Below are 22692 nucleotides of genomic sequence, written 5' to 3'. Positions count from 1 at the left end.
TTATTATCCGAACGGATAATGGGCCTCAGTTTGTGAGCGAACATTTTGGTGATTATTGTGTAAACCGAGACTTATATCATGAACGAATTCCACCACGTACGCCTGATATGAATGCTTATATTGAATCTTATTTTAGCCGTTTACAGGCTGAGTGTTTCGATCGACATCCATTCCATCTATACGACGAAGCCTATCACTATATAAATGAATTCACCGATTTCTATAATTACGATCGACCCCATGGGAGTCTAAAGAATTTATCTCCAGATGTTTTTTATGAGCGTTGGAGAGCGGGGCATATAACACAAGAACCCCTTTCGATTTGACACTAGAAAGGAACTTGATAAGGAGAGGGAGAGGTGATAGCCTAGAGAGCTGCCGAAATATTCAACTCGGTCTTTCGGAGCAAATCGCCTCTCCAGAGGCTCCTTGTCAAGTTCATTGGACTCTAAAAAGAAGCAAACTTAAGCAATTCTAAGTTTGGGTGGGAAAAACCAATAATTTGTCCCGAATTAGGGGGCTGGACCGGTTTCGTGGATAAAGCTGTGACTTTTCTTGATATATTTGAATTTTCGCGCATAAGTATTAATATTTCTGAATATATGGCAATTTTTCTTGAAATATTGGATGCTTCAATCCTCCCAAGATTCCACTTTTAAAGAGTAACTTCATATTTTTAATTTAGTAGCGAAAATTTACATAAAAGTTATGCTACTTGTCATGATACAATGAGACTCAACGTCCAGAATGTAAAGGAGATTAACAAGATGTACGAATACTTAGTTATTATTACTATCTTCTCAAGTTTAATAGGTCTACTAATGATGGGAATGGATAAACGATCTTCCACTCGAAAAGGTAGAAGGATTCCTGAAAGAAATCTATGGGCAATCGCATTTGTAGGTGGAGCTCCTGGTATGTGGATTGGTATGAATTTCTTCCGTCATAAGACGAAACATAATCAGTTTAAATATGGTTTACCCCTTCTAACAGCAGCATGGATGTTGCTAATGATTTTTACCATTTAATAAATGCCTTCTGTCATAAAGGCTCGTCTCTTGTCATAGATATGAATATAGCATCTGTGAGATGAGAGGGGTATGAGATGGAACATGCCATGACATGGGTACAGGATCATTACCATCAATCAGCTATCTTTGCTCCAATAATATTTATCTTTTTTCATCTGATCCGGCCTTTTCTTTTTATACCGGTAGCACTTCTTTGTATCACTGGCGGGCTTTTATTTGGGACAACACACGGGTCGATTTATTCCTTTATTGGAGTGACGTTATCCAGTGTGTTTTTCTACCTGATGACGTATCATGTTCCGTTTATAGCGAAACGATTTCAGCAGATGAAACAACAATTATTTGGAAATCATGCCTCAATTAGCACGCCACAATTAATTATTTTACGCATTACTCCATTTGTTCACTTCCATTTAATTTCTTTATTAATAATTGAAATGACTCGTAATTTTAAAGAGTATGCGAAATTATCTATCTTATCCAATATTCCGTTGGCAGTAGTTTATACTTCTTTTGGAACGTGGTTTCAACGCTTGGATTGGCCCTATATCATTGCCCTATTCGTTGTAATCGCTAGTTTATTATATCTATTCCGTAGAAAAGAAATGATTGTAACGTGGCAAGATTTCTTTGCGCCAAACCCTGAAAAGTGACACAATAAGCTTTAAAGGAGGCGTAAGAAAATGAATTGGGAAGAATTATATCGATTGCAAGCTGACCTTGATCAGCGCATTTTAGACTCCATACCTCAAACAAATGAACAGGTGAGAGATGATAAATTGCTCGCATTTCTTGTAGAGGTAAGTGAGCTAGCAAATGAAACGCGTTGTTTTAAATATTGGAGTCAAAAAGGCGCAAATGAGCGTGAGGTGATTCTAGAGGAGTTTGTAGATGGGATTCATTTTCTGTTGTCATTTGGGTTAGATGATGGCTACCGGTTTGAATCCCACCAAGCTACTGACCGCGATTCAGTTGTGACATTAACAGAAGCGTTTCATATGGTGTATGAGATGATCCAGACATATAAAAATGAACCTTCACAAGCTCACTATCAAGAGCTGATGCTCATCTACCTTTCTGTTGGTAAATTATTAACCTTTAGTGAAGAAGAAATTGTACAAGCTTATCTTGAAAAAAATGCTGAAAATCATAATAGACAAGCGCGCGGCTATTAATTGCTTATAATAAACAAAATTTTTTGAGAAATTATCATGAAAGCGTTATAATGGACAACGTGTGATGATAATAAGGGAGGAAATTCAGATGACAAAATTAGATAGCACTTTAACCATGTTAAAAGATTTAACAGATGCTAAGGGAATTCCAGGCAATGAAAAAGAACCTAGAGAGGTAATGAAAAAGTACATAAGTCCTTATGCAGATGAAGTTACGACCGACCACTTAGGTAGCTTAATTGCTAAGAAGACTGGTGAAGCAAATGGACCGCGTATTATGGTTGCAGGTCACTTGGACGAAGTAGGATTCATGATTACACGTATAGATGATCAAGGATTCTTATACTTCCAGACTGTTGGAGGCTGGTGGAACCAGGTAATGCTTGCTCAACGCGTCACGATTATGACTTCTAAAGGTGATGTTACTGGTGTGATTGGTTCAAAACCTCCACATATTTTAACTCCAGAACAACGAAAGAAACCAGTTGAAATTAAAGATATGTTTATTGATATTGGTGCAAAAGATAAAGAAGAAGCGGAATCATTTGGAGTAAAACCAGGGGATTCAGTTGTTCCATATTTTGATTTCACTGTAATGAACAACGAAAAACTACTACTTGCAAAAGCATGGGATAACCGTATTGGTTGTGCGATTGCAATTGATGTATTAAAAGGGTTAGAAAATGAAAGTCATCCAAATGAAGTTTATGGAGTGGGTACTGTCCAGGAAGAGATCGGATTAAGAGGTGCAAAAACTTCTGCGAATGCCGTGAAACCTGATATTGGATTTGGTGTCGATGTTGGTATTGCAGGGGATATGCCAGGCGTATCTGACAAAGATGCCGCAGCGAAAATGGGCGAAGGTCCTCAGATTGTTCTATATGATGCTTCGATGATTTCTCATAAAGGTGTGCGTGATTTTGTAGTTGATACAGCAGAAGCTAACAATATTCCTTTCCAATATGAAACAATGCCAGGTGGCGGAACTGACTCTGGAGCAATCCATTTAACTGCAAACGGAGTTCCAGCATTATCGATTACTGTTCCTACACGCTATATTCATTCTCACGCTGCAATGCTTCACCGTGATGATTATGAAAATGTGGTAAAATTAATTATTGAAGTAATTAAGAAATTAGACCGTGAGACAGTTGAAAAGTTAACGTTTAACTAATAAATATGAGGCTGGGACAAAATAAAGTGCTAGCATGAAAATCAGAACTATAAAATGCGGTGCGACTAACTCGCTCCTGAAATAGACTGCGCTTTCCGTGGGGAGCTGGTGAGCCTCCTCATGCTACGCATTCCGGGGTCTCACCTGAGCTCTATTTCCCACAGGAGTCTCCGTCTATTTCATCCGCTTTTTATAGCTTTCATCTGATTATTCATGACTACAGACACTTTTGTCACAGCCTCGTTTTTTGTTTATAGCTTTCCGACTTCTTCTTCTAATTTATTTAAAACAGTCTTCTTCTCTTGCTCAGTAGCTTGTTCCCAAAATAATTCAAAGAAAACACCTAATCCCGGAAGCATTTTTTCCTCGCCACTTTGAATAGCATCAACAATGGTTGCCTCTAACTGCTCTTCATTATTTCCTGCAACGTTCGATCTAATTGCTTGTCTTAAATTCAGATCCATTCCAATCACCTCGATTTTAAAAATTCACTCATAGTTTGACCAATTGTCCAAACTCTATGTATGATAAATAAAAAAGGTCATGAGGTATGGATATGATTACATCGACGCAAAATAAACAAGTAAAGAATTGGCGAAAACTACATAGTAAAAAATTCAGAGAAAAAGAAGGATTATTTTTAATTGAAGGCTGGCATTTAATTGAAGAAGCACTTCGTAGTGACTGGACAGTTGTCGAACTCATTTGTACAGAAGATTTGGAACTTCCCCCAACTTGGAAACATATGAAAACGTATCAGGTTACTAATCAGGTGTTAAACCACATTGCTCAAACCGAGTCACCCCAAGGAATGATTGCGGTTGTAAAACAGCGTAATTCTACGGTCGAAAATACAAACAAATTATTACTGTTAGATCGGGTACAGGACCCTGGAAATGTAGGGACCATTATCCGTTCTGCGCTTGCCTTTGATTTTGATGGCGTAATATTAGGTGAGGGGAGTGCGGATCTTTTTAACGAAAAAGTAATTCGTTCCACACAAGGTGCCATTTTTCACTTGCCGATTATTCGTGCTAACGCAGAGGAACTGGTAACCCGGTTAAAGTCGGAAAATTATTCGGTATATGCTACGGCACTAGATGAAGAAGCAACCCCAGTACAGACTTGTAAGCCTTCTAAACCTTATGTTTTAATAGTTGGAAATGAAGGAGAAGGTGTAGGAGATACTTTACTAGAACTAGCAGATGACAATATATATATCCCTATAAGTAATCAAAGTGAATCACTGAATGTCGCTGTAGCAACAAGTATCGCTCTGTATCAATTTTCTAACGATACTTGATTAAATTGATAATTTTATCTATAATATATTTCAGAATAGATGAATAAAAAAGCTTAGAATGAGCCCAGTAATCTTTTTCATAATACATTTCCTAGGGATGAGATAGCTTAGACTGAAACTATCTCAAATGTTGAAAAAGATGAATTTCACTCAGGAGCTGGTACCTGGATGTTGCGAAGCAGTAAAGGTAACCCGGAGCAATCCGTTATCAAAATGAAGTGGATCGAACTTTAGACTGTTTGATCAATTAGGGTGGTAACACGGAATAACAACTCGTCCCTTTCTATAAGGGGACGGGTTTTTTATATGCAAAAAAGGAGGAAACTAGTGTGAAAGAGCGATTGCAACAATTAAAAGAAGAAGCACTGCAACAAATACAGTCAAGTGAAGACAACAAGCAGCTACAAGATACACGCGTATATTATTTAGGTAAGAAAGGTCAGATTACAGAAGTTTTAAAAGGGATGGGGAAACTATCCAAGGAAGAACGTCCAGTGATTGGCCAACTAGCAAATGAAGTGCGTGATACGTTGACGGAAGCTTTAGAAGAAAAAGACGCAGAATTAGAAGCAATTAAAATCAATAAGCAGCTTAGAGAAGAAGCGGTGGATGTTACGCTCCCAGGTAAACCAGCACAAAACGGTGGTCCTCATTTATTAATGGAAGTGATTCGTGACATTGAAGATCTGTTCATTAGTATGGGATACCAAGTCGCAGAAGGACCTGAAGTAGAAACAGATTATTATAATTTCGAAGCATTAAACTTACCCAAGGGACACCCTGCTCGTGATATGCAAGACTCTTTCTACATTACAGAGGAATTATTAATGCGTACACACACATCACCTGTGCAAGCACGTACAATGCTCGCACACGAAGGTAGAGGTCCTGTGAAGATCATATGTCCTGGCAAGGTGTATCGCCGTGATACGGACGATGCGACACACTCTCATCAGTTTACTCAAATAGAAGGACTTTACGTGGATGAAAATGTACGAATGAGTGATTTGAAAGGTACATTAAATGCATTAGCGAAACATTTATTTGGAGAAGATCGTGAAATCCGTTTACGTCCAAGTTTCTTCCCATTCACAGAACCATCTGTAGAACTAGATATTTCCTGTAAGGTATGTGGTGGAGAAGGTTGTTCTGTCTGTAAAGGTACAGGCTGGATCGAAATACTAGGTGCCGGACTTGTCCATCCCAATGTATTACAAAAAGCTGGATTTGACCCAGAGAAATACACCGGGTTCGCATTTGGAATGGGGCCTGAGAGAATAGCAATGCTTAAGTACGGAATAGAGGATATCCGTCATTTCTATACAAATGATGTACGTTTCTTAAAACAATTTCATAAAGCGTAAGGGGGAATACAAATGTTAGTATCAACGAATTGGTTACAACAATATATAGATGTGAAAGATAAAGATAAACTTCAACTAGCTGAAGACATTACGAAGACTGGAATAGAAGTGGAACAGGTGATGGACCCGGTTTTACAAAGTGATAAACTAGTCGTCGGGTACGTAGAGGCATGTGATCAACATCCAAATGCCGATAAATTGAATGTATGCCAAGTGAATGTTGGCGAAACAGATCTGGCGCAAATAATTTGTGGTGCCAACAACGTTGCGAAAGGCCAGTATGTCATAGTAGCTAAACCTGGTGCACGTTTACCTGGTGGACTTAAAATTAAGAAGGCTAAACTTCGCGGGGAAGTTTCAGAAGGCATGATTTGTTCGTTAAATGAATTAGGTGTGGATGATAAGTTCCTAACAGAAGCGGATAAAGAAGGAATCTTTGTGATCGAAGAACCAGTGGAAGTTGGCCAACTTGCTGCGCCATTACTAAATTTAGATGATACCATTATTGAATTTGATCTAACACCAAATCGTGCAGATTGCCTAAGCATGCTAGGGATGGCTTACGAAACAGCAGCTATATACGACCAAAAGGTTCAATTACCTGAACCACAGGTGACTAAAGCAGAGGAAGCTTCTAGTAATCATATTTCGGTTCAACTCGATAACCAACAAGCTAATCCATTTTACGGAGCTTGGATTTTAAAAGACATAGAAGTAAAACAATCTCCACAGTGGTTAAAGAATCGTCTGATGAGTGCAGGGATTAGACCAATTAATAACGTTGTCGATGTGACGAATTACGTATTATTAGAATATGGTCAACCATTACACGCATTTGACTATCAACGTTTCGGTTCTAAGGAAGTGGTAACTCGTTTAGCAAATGAAGGAGAGACGATTAAGACACTTGATGGAGAAGAACGTACCCTACAAACGGATCATTTAGTCATTACTAATGGAAAAGAAGCTCATGCTATTGCAGGTGTAATGGGTGGGGAAAAATCAGAAGTACAAGATGATACAACGATGATTTTATTAGAAGCGGCATCATTCGATCCTGCTTCGATTCGTAAAGCGTCTAAAGACCATGGCATACGTAGTGAGGCAAGTGTTCGTTATGAAAAAGGACTCGATCAAACTCGTGTGAGAGACGCAGCAACACGTGCAGCACAACTCTTACAAGAAGTTGCAGGAGCTACGGTACTAGGTGATATGGTGGAACAAGGCTCACTTGAAGTAGAGCCACAACATATTACTTTTTCTCGACCAGAAATGGAAATGCGAATTGGCGCATCTATTTCTATGGAAGAGATGTATCAAATATTTAATCGTTTAGGCTTTGAGGCGAAAAATCAAGACGAATTAATTACAGTTACGATCCCACCTAGACGTGGAGATGTGCTTCGTAAAGAAGACATGGTAGAAGAAATCGCACGTATTTATGGATACGACCGAATTCCATATACACTACCAACTGGAGAAATGCATCCAGGTGGTTTGTCGAAACGGCAAAAAGCATTACGAAAAGCACATGATTATTTACAATCTACTGGATTAAATGAAGCAATTACGTACTCCCTTACTACAGAAAAAAATGCCTATAAATTTGTAAGTCCAGAAGTGAAAAATATGGAGGCCAATGCCGTTCCATTAGCGATGCCAATGACTGATTTACACAGTCATTTAAGATTAAGTGCAGTACCAGAATTGCTACAAAGCGTGCGGTACAATGTCGCTCGTAACCAGTACAATATCGCTTTATATGAAATAGGACCAATTTATCCGCAAACTAAAGGGGAAGGTACTCAGCCTGAGGAGAAATTAAGAACAACAGGAGCTATTACTGGATTGTGGATTAATCACCCATGGCAAGCACAAAAACAACCAGTAGATTTCTTTATTCTAAAAGGAATCGTCGAAGGATTACTATCCCATTTTGCTGTGCCAGAAGTCGCGTATGAACAAGCTGAACTAGATGGTATGCACCCAGGAAGAACGGCAATTGTGAAATCTGGGGAACGTGTGATTGGCTATTTGGGACAATTACATCCAACCACTCAAAAGGATTATGACTTATCGGAAACGTACGTGTACGACTTGGACTTAGAAGCTATTTTAGAACTGTCTGACCAAGAAGAACGTTATGAAAAGATCACAAAGTATCCTGCCATTTCACAGGACTTAGCTTTTGTGGTAAACGATAATGTTACTGCAAGCGAATTAGAAAAAGTTATTCAAGAAGCGGGACAGCCACATCTACAATCTATTCTTGTATTTGACGTGTATGATGGGGAACATATGGAAGCAGGAAAGAAATCAGTCGCTTTTAACCTTGTTTTCCAAAACAGTGAACGTACTTTAAAGGATGAAGAGATCGAGGAAGCACGCAAATCGATTGTAGAACAAGTTGAGAAAGTGTATGAAGCGGAATTAAGAGGATAATATTGAAATTTATTTAAAGAGGCTAGGACAAATTAAAGTGATAGCATGAAAACCCGAGCAATGCGCCAAAAAAGCGTAGTCGGAGCGAGTTAATCGCACCGCAATTTATTGTCCGGATGAGTAATGACTACCACCATTTTGTCCCAGCCTCTTTTCATGTTTGGACTCTTTAAATATTTCTTATTTCTTCAAATTCTTCGCTTTTTTCGTATTCCCAAAGTGAACCTTTCCAATTTCATTTAGAAATGGTTCCCCTTTTTTATCGATAATACGCTTGATTTGTTTATCAACTATATTAGAAGCACCTTTTTGTAAATCGAAACCTACAACTCCTGATAACCGCTCCATCTCTTGAACAAATCGGAACCTCGCAATCATGGAGGCAGCCGCCACACAAGTAGATTGACTTTCCGCCTTTGTGAGGAATGTAATATCCTTATGTGGTTCTTGATTGGAAGCACGAATCTTATTGTAATAGACACCAGGTTCACAGAATTGGTCAATTACAATACCAGAGTATTCTTTTTCATCTAATTTATTGATTACATGGTTGATTGCTTGATGGTGCATCCATGCTTTCATTCGTACTTGTGACCATGCACGATTTTTTAACTCATTATATTTTGGGTTACTTAATGTTACAGAACTATATATGATGTCAGTTTTTAAAATGTCTTTTACTATTTTTGAGATTGTGTCATCCTTTAAGGCTTTTGAATCTTTAACACCTAGCTCACGCAGCAGTTCCTGTTGTTTTTCAGTAGCATAAACGGCAGCTACTGTTATTGGACCAAAGTAATCGCCTGTACCAGCTTCATCAGAACCAATATGATCTTGCTTTAAAACTTCCATAGAAGCAGAGTTTATAATTTTTTGCTTCGCTTTTGTTTCGGTATTCTCTCCCCATTTGGAAGCTTCTTCTGCATGAGAATCCCCTTGAAACATAACTTTGCCGGATTTATAAGCAGTGATGGTATTCCCATTATATTTTGCAGCTAAAATAGCATGGGGAGGAGTCTTGTCTAAGCTATAAGATTGGTAAGTGTTTTGAAGTCTTTTAAGTGTTTGTTGATCAAGTTTGATTACGGTCTGTCCCATGACTTGCTCCTTTATCGATTTTTGATTAGTATATCATGTGAGGAAAGTGTGCGCGATGCCAAATATCTGTACTTTCCTTCCTATGTCAAAACGTGTTACTATATGTTGTAGAGAATCGAGAAGGAGGCTTATCGATGACTGGATCAAATAAGAATAAAGTTACCGTTGATATTCATCATCGTAAATATACAGTTGTTGGTCAGGAATCGCCTGATCAAATAAAAATGGTTGCAAGCTTAGTAGACCAAAAAATGGACGAAATTCGCTATGCGAAGCCTTCTTTTGATACCACGCAATTAGCTGTATTAACAGCATTGAACACCATGAATGATTATATTAAACTAAAACAAGATTACGATGCATTAGTGCAGAGTCAGAGGAAAGAGGATCGAAAATAATCATGTTAGATATTATTTTGTTTATATTACTAATTCTCGGCTTTTTAATTGGTTTAAAAAGAGGATTTATACTTCAAATTTTTCATTTATTAGGATTTATCGTAGCATTTATCGTTGCTTGGCTGTACTTTCGAGACTTAGCATCTGTTATAGAGTTATGGATTCCTAATCCCAATTTATCAGATGACCATTTTTGGTCTAGTTTAGCAGGAAATGCATCAATTTCTGATGCTTTTTATAATGGAATTGCCTTTGTGTTTATTTTCTTTGTAGTGAAGATTTTACTGCAAGTACTAGCGAATATGTTAGACTTTGTTGCTAATATTCCAATCTTAAAAAGTGTGAATAATTTATTAGGAGCAATTGTTGGTTTTATTGAAATGTACTTAATTATATTCTTCTTTATATTCTTTGTATCCTTGGTTTCCATAGGGTTCATCCAAGATGCGATACAAGGGTCATTTATTGCACAATTTATTATTGAGAGTACACCACTATTCTCAGAGCGTATTAAAGACTTATGGTTTACACAGATCAACAGTTAATAGAGGTAGACTCCGAGCGAGTTGCCTCTTTTCTTTTTATCTCATCCATACAAATTTGAACAACAGTTAAGGGAGTATTTAAATGGATAAAAAACAAGTAATCAAACACTTAGAAACTATTGCAGTCTATTTAGAATTAAAAGGGGAAAATGCCTTTAAAATTTCTGCCTACCGCAAAGCTGCGCAATCACTGGAGCGAGATGAACGTTCATTAAGTGAGATAGAGGACTTTGCCAAACTATCAGGTATTGGTAAAGGTACTTCAGCTGTAATAGAAGAGTTTATAGAAAATCATGATACAGAGACCTTGCAGAAGTTAAAGCAGGACGTTCCAGAAGGACTTGTTCCTCTATTAAAATTACAAGGACTTGGTGGTAAAAAACTTTCTAAATTATATCAAGAACTTGGGGTAATAGATGAAGCTACACTCAGAAAAGCATGTGAAAATGGTGAAGTAGAAGCTTTAGAGGGATTCGGTAAGAAAACAGTCGATAAAATGATCCAGGCTTTGGATGAACAATATAGTCGCCCGGAACGTTTACCTATTTCAACTGTTTTACCAATACATCACCAAATTGTTGAGCAACTAGAAAAAATGGACGGAGTTTCTGACTATGCATTAGCAGGAAGCTTAAGACGGTTAAAAGAAACGGTAAAGGATTTAGATTATATTATAGCGACTAAAGATGGCGAGAAAGTTTCCAAACAACTTACTGAATTAGAACAAGTAAAAGAGGTCGTAGCAAGTGGTAGTACAAAAGTGACGGTGGTAATTTCAGGGGAGTGGGATTTATCTGTTGACTTTAGATTAGTGGAACAAGAAGCATTTTATACAACTTTACATCATTTTACCGGATCTAAAGATCATAATGTAGAAATGAGAAGGATTGCTAAGCAAAAAGGTTATAAAATCAGTGAGTATGGAATCGAGAATGTAGATTCAGGTGAAGTGCACACATTTGATTCAGAAGAAGCCTTCTTTTCCTTTTTAGACATGCCATATATTCCACCTGAACTAAGAGAGACAGGTGAAGAAGTTCAAGTAGAAACAATGCCAACGTTAGTGTCGCAAGAGTCGATCAAATCTGATTTGCATATGCACAGTACATGGAGTGACGGTGCACAATCTATTGAGGAAATGGTACAAAAAGCTATTGAATATGGCTATCAGCATATTGCAATTACAGATCACTCAAAATTTCTACAAGTAGCTAATGGGCTGAACGAAGAAAGGCTGCGTAAACAACGAGAGCAGATTAATGAGTTGAATAAAAAGTATAATGAAATAACCATTCTTGCAGGTGTAGAAATGGACATACTACCAAATGCAAGTTTAGACTTTGGGGATACTTTTTTGGAAGAGATGGATTTTGTAATAGCTTCCATCCATTCTAGCTTTAATCAACCAGAAGAAGAGATCATGAAGCGATTAGAAGTAGCGATGCGTTCACCACATGTAGATATGATCGCCCACCCTACTGGACGACTATTAGGAAGAAGGGCTGGGTATGCCTTTAACTATGAGCAATTTATTGATTTGGCTAAAGAAACGAATACTATTATTGAATTGAATGCGAATCCAAATCGTTTAGATTTAGCTTGGGATTGGTTAAAAGTGGCTCAAGAGCGTGGCGTGAAAATTGCTATAAATACAGATGCTCATAACTATAAGATGCTGGCGGATATGACGATCGGGGTTCAAGCTGCTAGAAAAGGTTGGATAGAGCGTGATACAGTAGTAAATACTTGGTCATTAGAGAAATTGACACAGTTTTTAAATGAATAGCTCTATTAATACCCAATGTTGATACTGTCGAATCGCTTAGAAGCGGAAGCTTGTGACGACCTGGATGGTCTAATGACGGTGTTCGTTACAGGACGTAACGGACTTTAGCCGTCCCTAGGGGCTTGCTCTCAACTAATTTTTCCTCCATTGCCATTCCGGAAAAATGGATTTTCGAGCTGCGCTGATCCCTCAGGCGTCTCCGCTTCACGCGTTTCTCCTCCATATGGGGTATACTGAATGAAATCAACATTTAACGTTAACAGAGTCAAATGAAAAAAGGTGAGCGGAATGAATCAAAAAATATTAAGACAATTAGAATTTGATAAATTAAAAGATATGTTACTAACAAAAGCAGCAACCAGTTTAGGCAAGGATTATGTTTCTAGACTATTTCCTTCAACAGACCTTGAAGAAGTAAATCGTTTGCAACAAGAAACGGATGAGGCTACGCAAGTGTTAAGACTGAAAGGAAATGTTCCTCTTGGTGGCATTCATGATATTCGCCCTCAAATTAAACGAGCGACAATCGATGGTGTTTTATCAGCTACTGAGTGTTTAGAAATCGCAAGTACAATTTATGGTGGTAATCAGTGGAAAAAATTCATGAGTACACTGGAAGATGAAGAGTTATCTTTGCCATTATTAGATGAATTAACTGAACACATTACAAGCCTTCCTAAGTTAGAACAAGCCATTAAAGGCTGTATCGATGATTATGGTAATGTGATGGACGGGGCATCGAGTAAACTAAGGACAATCCGTTCTCAGATTCGTTCCTATGAGAGCAGCATTCGTGATCGATTAGATGGCTATACGAAATCAAAAAGTAATATGTTATCTGATGCGATTGTGACGATTCGAAATGATCGTTATGTGTTACCTGTAAAACAAGAATACCGATCAAGTTTTGGCGGAATGGTTCATGATCAATCCTCCTCGGGCCAAACATTATTTATTGAACCCCAGGCAGTAGTTGAATTAAACAATAAACTGCAAGAATCACGAGTGGATGAACAACGTGAGGTAGACAGGATTCTAGTAGAATTAACCCAATTCATTAAAGAAGATGCGAGTTTCTTGCGTACAAATGTTGATACACTCCAACAAGTAGATTTCATGTTTGCAAAAGGAAAACTTGCACACGATATGAAAGCTTCGAAACCAAAAATGAATAATCAAGGGATTATCCATATGCGACAAGCTCGTCACCCACTCATAGCAGATGGTGAAGTTGTTCCAAATGATGTGGAACTGGGTGCTGATTTTACCGCAATCGTGATCACGGGCCCAAATACAGGTGGTAAAACAGTAACGTTGAAAATGGTAGGCATTTGTACGTTAATGGCTCAGGCTGGATTACAAGTACCTGCGTTAGATGGATTAGAACTGGCCGTGTTCGATCACATTTTTGCAGATATTGGAGATGAACAGTCTATTGAGCAGAGCCTAAGTACGTTCTCTTCTCACATGACAAATATCGTGGAAATTCTTAATCAAGTAACGTCTCAGTCACTCGTTTTATTTGATGAATTAGGAGCAGGGACAGACCCACAAGAGGGAGCTGGACTTGCTATGTCTATTTTAGATTATGTGGTTGAGCGAAAAGCGAGAGTGATTGCTACTACTCACTATCCCGAATTGAAAGCATATGGGTATAATAGAGAAGAAGTGACGAATGCTTCTGTTGAATTTGATATAGAAACTTTACAACCTACTTACCGCTTGTTGCTAGGTGTACCTGGTCGAAGTAATGCATTTGATATTTCTAAGCGTTTAGGGTTAAAAGATGAAATTATTAACCAAGCAAAAGGGATGGTGCGAGAAGATTCACGATCTGTCGAAAATATGATTGCATCACTAGAGGAATCAAGGAAACGAGCAGAAACGGATTATGATGTGGCAGAGCAGCGTTTAAAAGAAGCGGAAGAACTTTATCAGTCCCTTTCTCAAGAATACCAACATTATTTGAGTAATAAAGATCAATATTTAGAAAAAGCGAGAGAAAAGGCTTCCAAAGTAGTTTCCAAGGCGGAAGAACAAGCAGAAGAAATATTAACTGAAATTAGAAATATGCGCGAAGAAGCAGGTGTGAAAGAGCACCGTTTTATTGACGCCCGAAAAAAGCTTTCTGATCAGAAGTCAGAACTTGAACCAGAGCAAAAGAAACCTGAAAAGAAATCAAAGGAATCAAGAGAGTTTCACCCTGGTGATGAAGTCCATGTTTTAACTTTTAATCAAACAGGTCATATTGTTCAAAAAGTTACAAATAAAGAATATGAAGTGCAACTAGGCATTATGAAAATGAAAGTGAAGCAAGATCAGATGGAGTTTATTAAACGTCCTAAGCAAGTAGAAACAAAACCATTATCAACGGTGAAAGGCAGTAACTATCACGTTAAACCCGAATTAGACTTACGTGGTGAACGATATGAAGACGCACTTAATCGATTAGATAAATATCTAGATGAGGCGTTGCTTGCTAATTATCATCAAGTTTCCATTATTCATGGAAAAGGTACTGGTGCATTGATGAAAGGTGTACAGGCTTACGCTCGAAATCATCGTTCTGTTAAAAAACATAAATTCGGTACAGCAAATGAAGGCGGTACAGGTGTAACGATTTTTGAGTTGAAATAGTATAGGACAATCATAAGAGTCATATAGTTAAAATGAGGGATGGACAATGGAAACATTAGCAAAAGTATTAATAGTTGTTGCGGCAGTGTTTATCGTAATTGGAATAATTTTCGTCGTGATGAACTAGTAAAAGTAGCTTCTTTATTCTGAAATAGTGACTAAAGAAGCTTTTTTATTAGAGATAAATTTCAGATTATTTTAAATAATGTTTTTAATTTAAGTCAGTTTATGTTTATAATAATTATAAATCTAGTTATTTTGAAGGAGGATGTTGATTAATGGGGGTTGAAGTCACAAAGCCATGGTTGAAGCACTATCCAGAAGAGATTCCACACACGATCGATTATGACAAGAAACCGTTATTTGCTTATCTAGAAGAAAGTGTTCAAAACTATCCTGACAAAGCAGCAATTAATTTTTTAGGGACAGAATTAACGTATCAAGAAGTTTATGATGCTTCGAAAAAAGTCGCAAGTTATTTACAAGAATTAGGAGTGGAAAAAGGGGACCGAGTGGCAATTATGTTACCAAACGTACCACAAGCTGTCATTTCCTATTTCGGAGCGCTTTTAGCTGGTGCGATCGTCGTACAGACGAACCCTTTATACACTGAGCGTGAATTACAGTATCAAATGAAGGATTCTGGAGCCAAAGTGTTAGTATGTCTTGATATTTTGCTTCCGCGTGCAAACGCTATCAAAAATGAAACAGACCTTGAAAATATTATCGTGACAAGAATTAAAGATTACCTACCATTCCCAAAGAATTTAATCCAACCAATGTTACAAAAGAAACAATATGGTATTGTAGTAAAACCTGAGCATGGAAATGGAACGTATCTATGGAATTCGATGTTAGAAGAAGCTAACGGGCAAGTGAAATCAGTAGAGATCGACCCGGAAAATGACCTTGCCTTATTACAATACACAGGCGGTACGACAGGTTATCCTAAAGGGGTTATGTTGACGCATATGAATTTGACCTCTAATACTCAAATGTGTCAAACATGGTTGTATAAAACAGAATATGCTAAAGAAACAGTTTTAGGTGTATTACCTTTTTTCCATGTTTACGGGATGACTACCGTAATGAATTTATCCGTCATGATGGCACAAAAAATGATTTTAATTCCTAAATTTGATGTAGACGAAGTATTAAAAGGAATTGAAAAGCATAAAGTAACACTTTTCCCAGGCGCACCAACCATTTACATCGGAATTTTAAACCATCCGAAGTTAAATAAATTCGATTTGTCTTCTGTAGAAGCTTGTATTAGTGGTTCCGCACCATTACCAGCAGAAGTTCAGGAGAATTTTGAAAAAGTAACTGGTGGTAAACTTGTAGAGGGTTATGGTCTGACAGAATCTTCACCTGTAACACATGCTAATTTTGTATGGACATCTAGACGTGCTGGCAGTATTGGGGTTCCGTGGCCAGACACAGATAGTAAAATAATTGATATGGAATCACAAGAGGAAGTAGCTACTGGTGAAGTCGGTGAAATTTGTGTGAAAGGGCCTCAAATTATGAAGGGGTACTGGAGTCGAGAAGAGGAAACGAATGCTACTTTAAAAGATGGCTGGTTACTCACTGGTGATATGGGTTACATCGATGAAGAAGGATACTTCTATATTGTTGATCGAAAGAAAGATATGATTATTGCAGGTGGATTTAATATTTACCCGCGTGAAGTAGAAGAGATTCTTTACGAACACGAAGCAATCCAAGAAGCAGTGGTTGCAGGAGTTCCGGATCCATATCGCGGGGAAACTGTAAAAGCCTATATTGTATTAAAAGAAGACAGTCAGCTTACAGAAGAAGATTTAGATCAGTTCTGTCGTCAACATTTAGCTGCATTTAAAGTTCCAAAACTATATGAATTCAAAGAGGAACTACCGAAAACTGCTGTAGGAAAAATCCTAAGGAGAAAATTAGTAGATGAAGAAAAAGCTAAGATGGAAAAAAGCTAATTTCAAACAAGACACAAAAAAGTTGACAGCCAGCTGATTTATTTATATTATATGGAATGAATGACCATTCATTCATTTTAGGGAGATTGCTATGAATAATAAGTCTAAACCAAAGTACAAACTCATACTAGACGCTGCAGTTGAGGTTATCGCCGAAAATGGCTATCATCACTCTCAAGTCTCAAAAATTGCTAATATAGCTGGCGTAGCGGACGGTACCATTTATCTTTATTTTAAAAACAAAGAAGATATTTTAATTTCACTATTTCAAGAAAAGATGGGTCAGTTTATCGGGAAGATTGAAGAAGAGATTGCACAAACTGATCAGGCGGACGAAAAACTCTTCCGCCTGATTGAAATGCACTTTAGACAACTTTCTGAAGATCCACTGTTGGCAGTAGTGACCCAATTAGAACTTCGTCAGTCAAATAAACGTTTACGCCTTCAAATTAATGAAGTGCTTAAACGTTATCTCATTGTGATTGACGATATTTTAAAAGAGGGTATGGAAGATGGGACTTTTCAAAGTCAGTTGAATGTAAAATTGGTTCGACAAGTGATTTTTGGTACACTAGATGAAGTGGTGACAAACTGGGTAATGAAAGACCAGCGCTATGATTTAATTGAACAAGCAAAAGAAGTTCATCACCTTATTTACAACGGACTTCGAAATCACAGTTAGAAGGAGTTGTCAGAATGGATTTTCTTTCATGGAACAAAGAAGGAAACGTAGCACAAGTTGTTATTTCAAGCCCTCCTGCAAACGCTTTATCTTCAGGAATTTTAATGGATCTAGACAAAGTTCTAGATGAAGTTGAAAAAGATAAAGAAATCAAAACAATTGTTTTAAAAGGCGAAGGGAAATTCTTTTCTGCTGGAGCAGATATTAAGGAATTCACTTCCTTTCAAAAAGAGGATGACTATGCAGGGTTATCTAAAAAAGGACAAGCACTATTCAATCGTATTGAACAATTCCATATTCCAGTGATTGCTTCAATTCACGGTGCCTCATTAGGTGGAGGTTTGGAGTTGGCTATGGCCTGTCACGTAAGAATTGTTACGAAAGATGCAAAATTAGGTCTTCCAGAATTAAATTTAGGAATTATTCCTGGTTTTGCTGGTTCTCAAAGATTGCCTCGTTATGTTGGTCTACCTAAAGCATACGAAATGATTCTCACTGGAGAGCCAATCACTGGTGAAGAAGCAGCACAATATGGCCTTGCTAATCATGCCGTAGCTGAAGAAGAATTGGAAGTTGTTACTAATAAGTTAGCTTCTAAATTCGCATCTAAAAGTGGTCCATCAATTAAGGCAATCATGGAACTCCTACCATACGCCCAAACATCAAGTTTTCAAGATGGTGTGTCAAAAGAGGCTGAAGAGTTCGGGAAAGTATTTGGAAATGATGATGCAAAAGAAGGAATTCAAGCTTTCATAGATAAAAGAAAGCCAGATTTCAAAGATCAATAGATTAAGGGAGGTAATCCAATGAACATTTATGTTCTATTGAAAAAGACATTCGACACAGAGGAAAAAATTCAAGTAAGTGGTGGAAAGATTGAAGATGATGGTGCTGAATTCATCATTAACCCTTACGATGAGTATGCAGTGGAAGAAGCTATTAATCTCCGTGATACCCACGGTGGTGAGGTGACTGTCGTAACTGTTGGTGATGAAGAATCTGAACAGCAATTGCGTACAGCATTAGCAATGGGAGCAGATCAAGCTGTATTAATTAATACAGAAGATGATGTAGAAGAGGGCGACCAAGTAACTACAGTTAAAATCTTAGAAGCTTTCTTCAAGGATAAAGAAGCAGATATTATCCTTGCCGGAAATGTTGCGATTGATGAAGCTAGTGGTCAGGTTGGTCCTAGACTAGCAGACAAGCTAGATATCCCTTATGTAACGACTATTACTGCTATTAATATTGACGGAGAAACAGTTAATATTGAGCGTGACGTAGAAGGTGATGTGGAGAAACTAGAGACTTCTTTACCACTATTAGTTACGTGTCAGCAAGGTTTAAACGAGCCGCGCTATCCATCATTACCAGGTATTATGAAGGCGAAGAAGAAGCCTTTAGAAGAGCTTGAGATTGATGATTTAGATTTAGATGAAGACGATGTGGAACCAAAAACTAAAACAACAGAAATATACCTTCCACCTGAAAAAGAAGCAGGTAAAGTGTTAGAAGGCGAAATCGATGACCAAGTAAAAGAGCTTGTTTCATTATTAAAATCAGAAGCGAAAGTACTTTAATATACAGGTGTAGAAAGGAGCAATTAAATCATGAGTAAGTTTTTAGCATTTGGAGAAGCTCGCGACGGAGAATTACGTAACGTCTCATTTGAAACAGTTGCAGCAGCTCGTCAAATAGATGAGAGTAGTGAAGTAGTAGCTGTTGTGTTTACGGATGCGAACGCTGAATCATTCGCAAATGAAATGATTAAGCATGGAGCAGACCGCGCAGTAACTGTTGAGCACAGCGACTTAAAAGAATATACAACAGACGCATATACGCAAGCTGCTATGGCAGTTATTGAACAAGAAAACCCAGATGGCCTAGTAATGGGGCACACGTCAGCAGGTAAAGATTTATCCCCACGCTTAGCTAGTAAATTAGACAATGGTTTAATTTCTGATGTTACTTCTATCGAGGGTAGTGGAGACGATGCAACTTTTGTACGTCCGATCTATTCTGGTAAGGCATTTGAGAAGAAACAGATTACAGATGGAAAGACTTTTATTACGATTCGACCAAATAACATCCCGCCTCAAGAAGCAGATGACAGTCGCTCAGGCGATGTTACTTCTATAGATGTAGATATAAAAGATCTACGTACTATTATTAAAGAAGTAATTCGTAAAGCATCTGAAGGTGTAGATCTATCAGAAGCAAATATTATTGTGGCTGGTGGACGTGGTGTGAAAAGTGAAGAAGGTTTCGAGCCTCTTCATGAAATGGCAGACGTACTAGGAGCAGCAGTTGGTGCATCCAGAGGTGCTTGTGATGCAGGATATTGTGATTATTCCTTGCAGATTGGTCAAACTGGTAAAGTAGTTACACCAGACTTGTACTTTGCAGTAGGAATCTCCGGAGCAATTCAACACTTAGCTGGTATGTCTAACTCAAAAGTAATCGTAGCAATTAATAAAGATCCAGAAGCAAATATCTTTAACGTTGCAGATTATGGAATTGTTGGCGACCTATTTGATGTTGTTCCGAAATTAACTGAAGAACTAAAAGCATTAAAAGGCTAATTATGAAAACAAAATGCTAGGTGCGTAAAATACGTGCCTAGCTTATTTATTTTGACTGAAGGAAGATTATTTTCACTGTTTTTCGGGTATAAAATAAGTGGATCATCTAATGATTTTAAGTCATAAACAAACTATTGGCATGGATAAACTTTATCGTGCTATACTAAATTAGAAATTGAATGTTTAGGAGGAATTATAGATGGCAATTGTAAATGCAACTGATCAAAACTTTAGTGAAGAAACACAAGATGGTTTAGTACTAGTAGACTTCTGGGCACCTTGGTGTGGCCCTTGTAAAATGATCGCTCCTGTCTTAGAAGAGTTAGATTCTGACATGAATGAGCAAGTTAAAATCGTCAAAGTTGACGTAGATGAAAATCAAGAAACTGCACAAAAGTTCGGTGTAATGAGTATCCCTACTTTAATTCTTTTCAAAAATGGAGAACAAGTAGATCAAGCACATGGCTTCCAACCAAAAGAAGCATTAGAGCAATTAGTTAATAAAAATGCCTAACAATTTTATAAATGGAGAGCTGACTCACCAGAGTTAGCTCTTTATTTTAGTGTAAATTGATCCTTCGAGCTTTTTCATAACTTATTATTTTATAAACTTACATAATATTTGAGGTGACGACCATGACAGCGGACCATATTCAAAATAAATTAGCAATCTTACCCGACAAACCTGGCTGTTACTTAATGAAGAGTAAAAAAGGGGAAGTAATATATGTTGGTAAGTCGAAAGCACTTCGTAATCGAGTACGTTCATACTTTAAAGGTGCAAACGACTTAAAAACGCAACGCCTAGTAAATGAAATTGCTGATTTTGAATACATTGTAACCGCTTCAGAAGTGGAAGCCCTTATTTTAGAATTGAACCTCGTAAAGAAGCATGACCCGAGATATAACGTTATGCTTAAAGATGATAAAAGTTATCCATTTTTAAAAATTACAAATGAAAGACACCCGAGATTAATTGTTACCCGTAAAGTGAAGAAGGACAAAGGGAAATATTTCGGACCTTATACGAACGTTTATGCAGCAAGAGAAACGAAAAAATTATTAGATCGTTTATATCCACTTAGAAAATGTAACACGATGCCAAAGCGTGTTTGTTTGTATTATCATATCAATCAATGTTTAGGCCCTTGTGAGTTTCCAGTTTCTAAAGAAACCAATCAAGATCTCGTTCAGAAGATTTCTACCTTTTTAAATGGAGGACATAAAGAAATTAAAGAAGAATTAAAGCAGAAAATGCATGATTTTTCAGAGAACATGGATTTTGAGAAAGCAAAAGAATACAGAGATCTTATTGACCATATCGAAGCTGTTATGGAAAAACAAACAATGGAGTTACATGACTTATCCGACAGAGATGTGTTTGGCTACTCTGTTGATAAGGGTTACATGTGTGTACAGGTTTTCTTTATCCGCCAAGGTAAATTAATAGAAAGGGATGTATCCATTTTTCCTTTTTACAATGATGCGAGTGAAGCATTTATCAGCTTTATTGCTAGCTTTTATACACATTCAAACCATATTAAACCAAAAGAAATAAATGTTCCTATGGGTACAGACCATGAATTGATAGAAGAATATCTGGAAGTGAAAGTTCATACACCTTACCGAGGTCAAAAGAAGAAATTGGTTGACCTATCGACAGAGAATGCAGAGATTGCTTTATCTGAAAAGTTTTCTTTAATTGAACAAAACGAACATCGTACCATTAATGCTGTGGAAGAATTGGGTGAAATTCTCCATGTTGAAACACCCCATCGTATAGAAGCTTTTGATAACTCAAACATTCAAGGTACGAATCCTGTATCAGCACTCGTTGTGTTTATTGATGGTAAAGCGAATAAAAATGAATACCGTAAATACAAAGTTAAAACGGTAGACAAACCGGATGACTATGAAACCATGAGGGAAGTTGTTAGAAGAAGGTATAAGCGTGTGCTGAAGGAAGGGTTACCTTTACCAGACTTAATAATGGTTGACGGTTCAAAAGGCCAAATGTCAGCTGCCCGAGAGGTTCTAGAAGATGAGTTAGGACTTGATATCCCGTTATGTGGTTTAGCGAAGAATGATAAACACAGAACCAGTGAATTGCTATATGGTGATCCTCCAGCCCCTGTACCATTAAAAAGGAATGGTCAGCCATTTTATCTTATTCAACGGATCCAAGATGAAGTTCACAGGTTCGCTATTAGTTTTCATAGACAATTACGTGGCAAACAGTCCATTCAATCTGCGCTAGATGAAATAGAAGGTGTTGGCCCAAAAAGACGACAAATTTTATTAGAACATTTCCGGTCAATAGAAGCTATAAAGCAAGCGGAATCAAAGGAAATGGCTAAATTAGGTATTCCTTTTAACATTGCAGAGAATATAAAAGAATATTTAACAAACAATGATAAAGAAAATGTTCCAAAAGAATAAAACATTTTAGGGAAAAACTTGTCAAAACTTCGGGCAAGTTACCTTGACGCTGCGACGCGTTAGAAG

At 37.5% G+C, this 22692-nt stretch carries 21 protein-coding genes and 1 other annotated feature; of the genes, 19 read left to right on the top strand and 2 right to left on the bottom strand.

The window, feature by feature from the left end:
- From G532_RS15875 to G532_RS0109770, 5 genes are all read left to right on the top strand, one after another.
- Positions 1-326, top strand: a 326-nt coding sequence (locus G532_RS15875; protein WP_035512845.1) for an integrase core domain-containing protein, incomplete at its 5' end; no start/stop codon positions are given.
- A 441-nt stretch (positions 327-767) separates the two neighbouring features.
- Positions 768-1028, top strand: coding sequence for a DUF1294 domain-containing protein (locus tag G532_RS0109785; RefSeq protein ID WP_027964657.1), 261 nt, complete (start codon positions 768-770; stop codon positions 1026-1028).
- 77 nt (positions 1029-1105) lie between these two features.
- A complete protein-coding gene (locus tag G532_RS0109780) occupies positions 1106-1684 on the top strand; it encodes a TVP38/TMEM64 family protein (protein WP_027964656.1) in 579 nt (192 codons plus the stop codon).
- A gap of 30 nt (positions 1685-1714) precedes the next feature.
- Positions 1715-2206, top strand: coding sequence for a dUTP diphosphatase (locus G532_RS0109775; RefSeq protein WP_027964655.1), 492 nt, complete (start codon positions 1715-1717; stop codon positions 2204-2206).
- A gap of 88 nt (positions 2207-2294) precedes the next feature.
- Positions 2295-3380 carry a M42 family metallopeptidase gene (locus G532_RS0109770; RefSeq protein WP_027964654.1) on the top strand — a complete coding sequence of 362 codons (1086 nt, stop codon included), beginning with the start codon at positions 2295-2297 and terminating at the stop codon, positions 3378-3380.
- A 251-nt stretch (positions 3381-3631) separates the two neighbouring features.
- Here the strand turns inward: G532_RS0109770 and sspI are convergent, their stop codons facing one another.
- The gene (gene sspI / locus G532_RS0109765; RefSeq protein WP_027964653.1) at positions 3632-3844 is read right to left on the bottom strand and encodes a small acid-soluble spore protein SspI; all 213 of its coding nucleotides are present in this window, start codon (positions 3842-3844) and stop codon (positions 3632-3634) included.
- A 92-nt stretch (positions 3845-3936) separates the two neighbouring features.
- Here sspI and G532_RS0109760 point away from each other — a divergent pair, with 92 nt between their 5' ends.
- The 3 genes from G532_RS0109760 to pheT all read left to right on the top strand — a co-directional run bounded on the left by G532_RS0109760 (position 3937) and on the right by pheT (position 8489).
- On the top strand, positions 3937-4683 hold the full coding sequence (locus tag G532_RS0109760; protein ID WP_245570133.1) for a TrmH family RNA methyltransferase: 747 nt from the start codon (positions 3937-3939) through the stop codon (positions 4681-4683).
- A 45-nt stretch (positions 4684-4728) separates the two neighbouring features.
- Positions 4729-4967: a binding site (T-box leader), on the top strand.
- Between the two features lie 45 nt (positions 4968-5012).
- Positions 5013-6047: a phenylalanine--tRNA ligase subunit alpha gene (gene pheS, locus G532_RS0109755; RefSeq protein ID WP_027964651.1), complete on the top strand. Its 1035-nt coding sequence runs from the start codon at positions 5013-5015 to the stop codon at positions 6045-6047.
- Positions 6048-6059: 12 nt separating this feature from the next.
- A complete protein-coding gene (pheT, locus tag G532_RS0109750; protein WP_027964650.1) occupies positions 6060-8489 on the top strand; it encodes a phenylalanine--tRNA ligase subunit beta in 2430 nt (809 codons plus the stop codon).
- A 180-nt stretch (positions 8490-8669) separates the two neighbouring features.
- Here the strand turns inward: pheT and rnhC are convergent, their stop codons facing one another.
- On the bottom strand, positions 8670-9587 hold the full coding sequence (gene rnhC, locus G532_RS0109745) for a ribonuclease HIII (RefSeq protein WP_027964649.1): 918 nt from the start codon (positions 9585-9587) through the stop codon (positions 8670-8672).
- Positions 9588-9721: 134 nt separating this feature from the next.
- Here rnhC and zapA point away from each other — a divergent pair, with 134 nt between their 5' ends.
- The 11 genes from zapA (at position 9722) to uvrC (ending at position 22626) form a co-directional block, all read left to right on the top strand.
- The gene (gene zapA, locus G532_RS0109740; RefSeq protein ID WP_027964648.1) at positions 9722-9985 is read left to right on the top strand and encodes a cell division protein ZapA; all 264 of its coding nucleotides are present in this window, start codon (positions 9722-9724) and stop codon (positions 9983-9985) included.
- Positions 9986-9987: 2 nt separating this feature from the next.
- A complete protein-coding gene (locus G532_RS0109735) occupies positions 9988-10530 on the top strand; it encodes a CvpA family protein (RefSeq protein WP_027964647.1) in 543 nt (180 codons plus the stop codon).
- A gap of 82 nt (positions 10531-10612) precedes the next feature.
- Positions 10613-12316 (top strand): DNA polymerase/3'-5' exonuclease PolX, encoded by a 1704-nt coding sequence (gene polX / locus G532_RS0109730; protein WP_027964646.1) that lies wholly within the window; start codon positions 10613-10615, stop codon positions 12314-12316.
- A 288-nt stretch (positions 12317-12604) separates the two neighbouring features.
- Entirely contained in the window at positions 12605-14953 is a 2349-nt protein-coding gene (locus G532_RS0109725) for an endonuclease MutS2 (RefSeq protein ID WP_027964645.1), read from the top strand.
- Positions 14954-15231: 278 nt separating this feature from the next.
- Positions 15232-16923 (top strand): long-chain-fatty-acid--CoA ligase, encoded by a 1692-nt coding sequence (locus tag G532_RS0109715; protein WP_027964644.1) that lies wholly within the window; start codon positions 15232-15234, stop codon positions 16921-16923.
- A 91-nt stretch (positions 16924-17014) separates the two neighbouring features.
- Positions 17015-17605 (top strand): fatty acid metabolism transcriptional regulator FadR, encoded by a 591-nt coding sequence (locus tag G532_RS0109710; RefSeq protein WP_035512857.1) that lies wholly within the window; start codon positions 17015-17017, stop codon positions 17603-17605.
- A 14-nt stretch (positions 17606-17619) separates the two neighbouring features.
- A complete protein-coding gene (locus tag G532_RS0109705; protein WP_027964642.1) occupies positions 17620-18393 on the top strand; it encodes an enoyl-CoA hydratase in 774 nt (257 codons plus the stop codon).
- Positions 18394-18411: 18 nt separating this feature from the next.
- Positions 18412-19185, top strand: a complete 774-nt coding sequence (locus G532_RS0109700) for an electron transfer flavoprotein subunit beta/FixA family protein (protein ID WP_027964641.1) — start codon at positions 18412-18414, stop codon at positions 19183-19185.
- A gap of 30 nt (positions 19186-19215) precedes the next feature.
- Complete coding sequence (locus G532_RS0109695) at positions 19216-20187, top strand: electron transfer flavoprotein subunit alpha/FixB family protein (protein ID WP_027964640.1); 972 nt, start codon at positions 19216-19218, stop codon at positions 20185-20187.
- Between the two features lie 199 nt (positions 20188-20386).
- Entirely contained in the window at positions 20387-20701 is a 315-nt protein-coding gene (trxA, locus tag G532_RS0109690) for a thioredoxin (RefSeq protein WP_027964639.1), read from the top strand.
- Between the two features lie 122 nt (positions 20702-20823).
- Positions 20824-22626, top strand: a complete 1803-nt coding sequence (gene uvrC, locus G532_RS0109685) for an excinuclease ABC subunit UvrC (RefSeq protein WP_035512856.1) — start codon at positions 20824-20826, stop codon at positions 22624-22626.
- The last annotated feature ends 66 nt before the right edge of the window (positions 22627-22692 follow it).

It is taken from the genome of Halalkalibacillus halophilus DSM 18494 (genome assembly GCF_000423105.1).
GTDB lineage: Bacteria > Bacillota > Bacilli > Bacillales > Alkalibacillaceae > Halalkalibacillus > Halalkalibacillus halophilus.
This window is presented reverse-complemented; position numbering and strand designations above follow the sequence as displayed.

What these genes read in the sequence shown, in the direction of transcription:
- G532_RS0109760 (WP_245570133.1), top strand. Translation starts at nt 3,937, where the DNA reads ATGATTACATCGACGCAAAATAAACAAGTAAAGAATTGGCGAAAACTA.
- sspI (WP_027964653.1), bottom strand. Translation starts at nt 3,844, where the DNA reads ATGGATCTGAATTTAAGACAAGCAATTAGATCGAACGTTGCAGGAAAT.
- G532_RS0109700 (WP_027964641.1), top strand. Translation starts at nt 18,412, where the DNA reads ATGAACATTTATGTTCTATTGAAAAAGACATTCGACACAGAGGAAAAA.
- G532_RS0109770 (WP_027964654.1), top strand. Translation starts at nt 2,295, where the DNA reads ATGACAAAATTAGATAGCACTTTAACCATGTTAAAAGATTTAACAGAT.
- G532_RS0109705 (WP_027964642.1), top strand. Translation starts at nt 17,620, where the DNA reads ATGGATTTTCTTTCATGGAACAAAGAAGGAAACGTAGCACAAGTTGTT.
- G532_RS0109695 (WP_027964640.1), top strand. Translation starts at nt 19,216, where the DNA reads ATGAGTAAGTTTTTAGCATTTGGAGAAGCTCGCGACGGAGAATTACGT.
- rnhC (WP_027964649.1), bottom strand. Translation starts at nt 9,587, where the DNA reads ATGGGACAGACCGTAATCAAACTTGATCAACAAACACTTAAAAGACTT.
- zapA (WP_027964648.1), top strand. Translation starts at nt 9,722, where the DNA reads ATGACTGGATCAAATAAGAATAAAGTTACCGTTGATATTCATCATCGT.
- G532_RS0109785 (WP_027964657.1), top strand. Translation starts at nt 768, where the DNA reads ATGTACGAATACTTAGTTATTATTACTATCTTCTCAAGTTTAATAGGT.
- G532_RS0109715 (WP_027964644.1), top strand. Translation starts at nt 15,232, where the DNA reads ATGGGGGTTGAAGTCACAAAGCCATGGTTGAAGCACTATCCAGAAGAG.
- G532_RS0109775 (WP_027964655.1), top strand. Translation starts at nt 1,715, where the DNA reads ATGAATTGGGAAGAATTATATCGATTGCAAGCTGACCTTGATCAGCGC.
- pheT (WP_027964650.1), top strand. Translation starts at nt 6,060, where the DNA reads ATGTTAGTATCAACGAATTGGTTACAACAATATATAGATGTGAAAGAT.
- uvrC (WP_035512856.1), top strand. Translation starts at nt 20,824, where the DNA reads ATGACAGCGGACCATATTCAAAATAAATTAGCAATCTTACCCGACAAA.
- G532_RS0109710 (WP_035512857.1), top strand. Translation starts at nt 17,015, where the DNA reads ATGAATAATAAGTCTAAACCAAAGTACAAACTCATACTAGACGCTGCA.
- trxA (WP_027964639.1), top strand. Translation starts at nt 20,387, where the DNA reads ATGGCAATTGTAAATGCAACTGATCAAAACTTTAGTGAAGAAACACAA.
- G532_RS0109725 (WP_027964645.1), top strand. Translation starts at nt 12,605, where the DNA reads ATGAATCAAAAAATATTAAGACAATTAGAATTTGATAAATTAAAAGAT.
- G532_RS0109780 (WP_027964656.1), top strand. Translation starts at nt 1,106, where the DNA reads ATGGAACATGCCATGACATGGGTACAGGATCATTACCATCAATCAGCT.
- G532_RS0109735 (WP_027964647.1), top strand. Translation starts at nt 9,988, where the DNA reads ATGTTAGATATTATTTTGTTTATATTACTAATTCTCGGCTTTTTAATT.
- polX (WP_027964646.1), top strand. Translation starts at nt 10,613, where the DNA reads ATGGATAAAAAACAAGTAATCAAACACTTAGAAACTATTGCAGTCTAT.